Origin of the sequence: Brucella oryzae (genome assembly GCF_041929965.1) — a bacterium.
Classification (GTDB): Bacteria; Pseudomonadota; Alphaproteobacteria; order Rhizobiales; family Rhizobiaceae; genus Brucella; species Brucella oryzae.
Window position 1 is genome coordinate 1 of sequence record NZ_JBHEEO010000050.1, and the last position, 5,305, is coordinate 5,305.

The window sequence follows — 5,305 nt, forward strand, 5'->3', positions numbered from 1 at the left end:
TCGAACGGCCTGTTCGATCTGCTCGGCGATTTCGTCACCAAGGACGGCCGTCAGGCCGGGGTGGCGGGTTCTTGAGTGCGGAGCGCAGATACCAGTCGCCATCCGCCGGGGTGCTCACGCCGCCCTTGTACAGCGAATAGGCATAGGCACCCGCCACCACGGCCTGACGGCCGTCCTTGGTGACGAAATCGCCGAGCAGATCGAACAGGCCGTTCGATGCACCGGCAATGTCGATGATCTTGATGCCGTCCGTCGTCTGTGCGCCGTTGCCGCCGCGATTGACCACCTTCACATGGCTGCTGCCCGACGTGTCGCCGCCCACTTGCAGTCGGTCCGTCTTCGAGGCATCACCGCCCAGAACACTGTTGAACACAAGGGTGCCGCCCGTGCCGGTATAGTTGCCGGCAACATTCAGCACCGTGCCGCCACTCCCGCCGAAATCGACCATGCCGCCATTGTCCAGCGATGCCATCGTCGTGGCAAAGCCACCCAGCTCCAGCCTGCCATTGCTGGCCACATTGAATGCGGATGCGCCGCTGATGCCGCCAGCCCCACCCTGCTTGAGCGTGCCGCCATTGACTGCCGTAATCCCCGAATAGCTGTTGGCACCGGTTAGCGTCAGAACACCCAAACCATTCTTCCTCAAACCGCCCGTACCCGACATCAAACCGGAGAAGATCAGATTGTCGGAACGGTTGAATACAACCATCCCGTCATTGGTCACATCGCCTACAACGCTGCCTGTCGTGCCGCCAGCACCGAGCTGCAAGGTTGCACCGGCAGAAACCGCCGTACGACCAGTATAGGTATTATCACCGGTTAGAATCTGTTTTCCGCTGGAAAGCGTCACGCCGCCGGCACCGGATATTTTTCCTGCAAATTCGTCATTCTGAGCAGCAGCAATAACGAGTTCTCCGCCTCCAAGGACAACCGCACTTTCCTGACCGCCCGTCAGCCGTTGCACAGTCGCAGAACCTGATGCAGCCGAGATATCGAATGTGCCATGATCTGCTATATTGACCATGCTCGATGTGGCAACGCTGCCCGTACCGCGCAGAGCCAGCATGCCCTCGATAATCATCGTAGCTCCACTATAGCTGTTTGCTTCCCCCAGTACGAGCGTTCCGCTGCCGCGTTTTATCAGTTTGCCAGCTCCACTTATGACGCCATTCACAGTATTCGTATTTGCCATCGTATCAATCGCGCTGTCATTAACCGTGAGCATCACCATCCGGTTCATTTCAAACGACTGGCCAAACTGAAGCGTACCGCCATCGAGTGTCACCGCTCCGGCGGCTGCACCCAGATTAGCATCGGTCGCAACATTCAAGATGCCGTTCTTCACACGGGTTCCACCGCTATAGCTGTTTGTTCCACGCAGCTTCAATGTGCCCAGATCGTTCTTGATCAATTCGGCATTACCATCCAGATCTGCAGAAATGGTTGCGCTGAAGGCAAGCCCGTTCGCACTGCCGTCGCCCACCCGAATTGTATTGGACGTGCCGTTCAAAGTGATGGCGTCGCCTTTGATTTCATAATTGTCGGCGGCAAACTGGATACCAGAAACGCTGACAGCCCCATGACTGTCATCGACGGTAACTATCCCTCCCTTTGTCTGGAAAATGGCAAAACTGTTATCCACATATCCGGCATTGATCGCACCCTGCATATCCGTCCAATTGTCGTTCCCTCCGAAAGCCTGCCATGTCCCTCCGCCGCCATCAACAACACCATTATCGTGGTTGGTGATAATGCCGCCGTCCCAGTAATTGAGGACCATTCCCTTTGTGTTGATGAGATTGATCTGATGTGGGACCACAGTTTGCAGATAAAACTCCGGTGACGGCATGTTTCCCTCGACTGGGTTGCCCGTTTTCGTGCCGTCATATTGGATAAGATTGTAAATACCTGGATCGAAGGATACGCCAGAGCTGTTCAAAACATTGATTGTGCCGTCCAGATCGACATTGCCTTTCACATGGATCGACAGAGCCGCATGATTGCCGTTCGGGGACAGTCCATAATCGTAATCGATGGCTGAACCGCCAACGAGAGTGAGATTGCCGTTCAATGTCAGCTTGCTTATGCCACTGCTGTTGTCCGAAACGAGGATCCGACCCGCATTTTCGACGAGTACATCACCGCCGATGACACCCCGCCCCCCGAGAGCTGCATTGGTGCGCACTGTGGTCGTTCCCGTTGCGCCCGTCTGGTTGCCATTGACGATCAGCGTCCCACCGGAGATCGTTGTCGTACCCGTATAACTGTTACTGCCGGAAAGGACCTGCGTTCCTCCCTTCAGTTCCAGACGACCGGAACCATCAATGATACCGGCGAAATCGTCTCCTGCTTGTGCAGCTGCGATCACGAAATCCTTCGCGCCAAGATTCACATGTCCGCCAGCCGTCCCCACCAGCCGTTTTGCATCGATGGTACCTGCATTCATCGCCGACACATCGAATGTACCGTCGACGGTCAGCAGATTGTTGATTGTGGAGGCACTGATGTTGCCGGCACCGATGATGGAAAGTTCTGCGCCCGCAAGCACGGCGGTTGTGCCCGTGTAGCTGTTGATCCCCGAAAGCTTTTGCTGCCCCCCTGCTATGGTCAGTCCTCCGCCGCCGGAAATCACACCCTGGAACTCGTGATCGAGGCCCGCGTTGATCCGGAGGCTCTTTGCCCCCAGAACAACCTTGCCGCCCGTTCCGCCCGAAAGACTGCCAAAGGCAGCTTCCGGCGCCGTAATCGCCGATATATCGAAAGTACCGTCAGCGATAACTTCCGCGGTTGAACTGATACTACCATTACCCGCAAGATGCAGTGCAGCCAGAGAAGCTATCGTCGTGGTGCCGGTATAGGTGCTCGCGCCGGACAGCGTTTGAATGCCTTTTTCCAACGCGAGATTACCCGCACCCGAAATCACGCCCTTAAACTCATCCGACTGCGCGTCGCCGATCGTCAGCGTATCGTTGGTTCCCGTAAGCGCAATTTGTCCACTCGCCGCGCCCGCCAGCCGCTTCACCCTCGCCCCGCTACCAGCCCCAGTCTCAACAACAAGTCCACCATCAACCGTGACCAAGGAGGATGAAGCTATCGAATCCGAAGTCAGACGAAGCGAAGCTTGCTGTTCAATATTGGTGGCACCACTATAGCTGTTGCTACCTCCAAGAGAGAGCGAGCCTTTCTGGATAGTCAGTCCGCCGCTTCCTGAAATGATGCCATTGAAACGCGCATTGGCAGCCAGATCTGTGATATTGATATCCTTTGTACCCAAATGAATCCGGCCTGTATCCGTTTGGCCATCCGATAGGCTTCGAATACTGGAACTGTTAGCTGTAACACCGGAAATATCAAAAGTACCCTTAACCTCAACTCCCGCCGCCTGACTCAGATCCCCTGCTCCTGTCAACGCCAGAACACCGCTGCCTCCATGTTGCAGGACACTGACGGCTCCTGTGAAATTTGCATTCGCACGGGTTATTGTCACATTGCCACCATCGACGGTGAATGCACCTGATCCGGAAATAACTCCAGGCAAAATAAACGCATTACTGCGAGCAATGGTAAGGTTCCCGCCGCTGGCGATATCCACATCACCGACATAACTGCCGGATGTGCCATAATTGCCGATGAACAAGGTTCCGCCCAAAACAGCAGTCCCGCCGCTATAGGTGTTTGCATGAACAAAAACGGTATTCCCCGCCTGGTTTTTGAAAGTCCCGCCACCAGAAATAGTTCCTCCAATAATGGTATCGGGAGCATTCTGAGCATGGTTGGAGATCAGCGTTGTTGCGTTACCGAGCGTAATATTAGCGGCGACGTTACCGGCTGTCCCGCCATTGCCAAGTTGAAGAGTTGTTCCGGCACTCAACGCCGTCACGCCGGAATATGTATTGTTGCCGGAGAACACCTGATTGCCATTTATACTGACACTACCAGTTCCAGAAATTACGCCGCCGAAATCATCTCCCGCCTGCGCGTTTGAAATGTCGAGATTTTTTGCCCCCATATCAAGCTGACCGCCGGTCGCTCCCATTAAACGCTTGAAGGTCGTGTCACCTGCTGAAATGCCCGATACATCCATCGCGGCATCAATGGTTATACTATCCGCCGAACTAAAGTCGCTTATATCCTGGAGAATGAGCCTGCCTGCCTCGATACTCCATGCGCCGCTATCTATGGCCTTGTATTTTACCGTCCAGGTCGATGTGCCGGTTTTTCTGTAACGAGCGAAGCCATCATAATTTGTTTCATAGCCGGTGACTTGCAGCGGCTGGAAGAGCGCATCAACGGAACCGCCGAGAATAATACTATTGTTAGCACCTGTTGACCGTACAGGCCCCTCGACATCGTAACCCGCATGTAGTTCCAGCTCATTACCTGCTCCGGCAACGGCGACAGCCTTGTTACCCGCTACAAAACCAACTGGTACGGTAACTCGCCCACCCGTTATCGATGCGCTGTTGATGATCCGGTTATTGTTTCCATTAACAACAATTCCGATACCCGCATGAAGAATATCATTAGGGTCGTATGACTGTCCTCCAATAATCGCGCCTGTATTCGAAACAGTGTTTCCATTTCCGGCAATGATCATCCCGGCCCCGCTCATGCCGCCGCCATTGCCTCCAGGTCCTCCTCGAATACCGCCTGTCGCGCCTCCAGAGCTGGACCGTGTTGTTAAGTCTATCTGGCCATTATCGCTGACGATAAAAAGTCCCGTGCCTCCATCGCCTCCCCCTTGCCCCGCATTAGGCCCATTGCCGCCGCCGCCGGCTTGAATCTCGCCACTTAATGTCAGCTTCTGGCCGCTAAACGATAGCCCGACACCCCCGCCACCGCCCGCTAATCCACCATTGCCGCCCGTACCGCCAAGCATGAGAATACCGCGGGGAACATCAAGCGTCGTACCAATGAAGATCACGCCAGCACCGCCGCCGCCCGCGGCACCACTACCAAGCGCACCCCGACCTGCATCGCCACCATAATTTCCGGCGATACTCAAACCCAAAGTCCAGGAGAAGTCCAAAGGCGTGTTATCCATATAATAGAGACCTGCACCGCCGCCGCCGCCGCCGCCGCCATAGGCATTGCCATTATGGCCGCCGTTCCCCCCGATACCGCCCCCGATTTGTCCACCACTGCTGCTTGGAAAATTGCGTACGGTGCTCGCGGTTGCGCCAACAGGTCCTCCGGCACCGCCGAGCACGGCCCCATCGTCCGCCCCCTTGCCGCCATTTCCATCTTGGCCTGCTCCGCCTATGGCATTTTGACCAGCACCGCCCCCGTAGCCCCCGCCACCGCC

At 55.7% G+C, this 5,305-nt stretch carries 1 protein-coding gene; it reads right to left on the minus strand.

All coding sequences use genetic code 11. The annotated features are described in order from the left end of the window. Positions 1 to 34: 34 nt before the first annotated feature. Complete coding sequence (locus JNC70_RS22550) at positions 35 to 5,209, minus strand: autotransporter-associated beta strand repeat-containing protein (RefSeq protein ID WP_374789035.1); 5,175 nt, start codon at positions 5,207 to 5,209, stop codon at positions 35 to 37. Between the last annotated feature and the right edge of the window lie 96 nt (positions 5,210 to 5,305).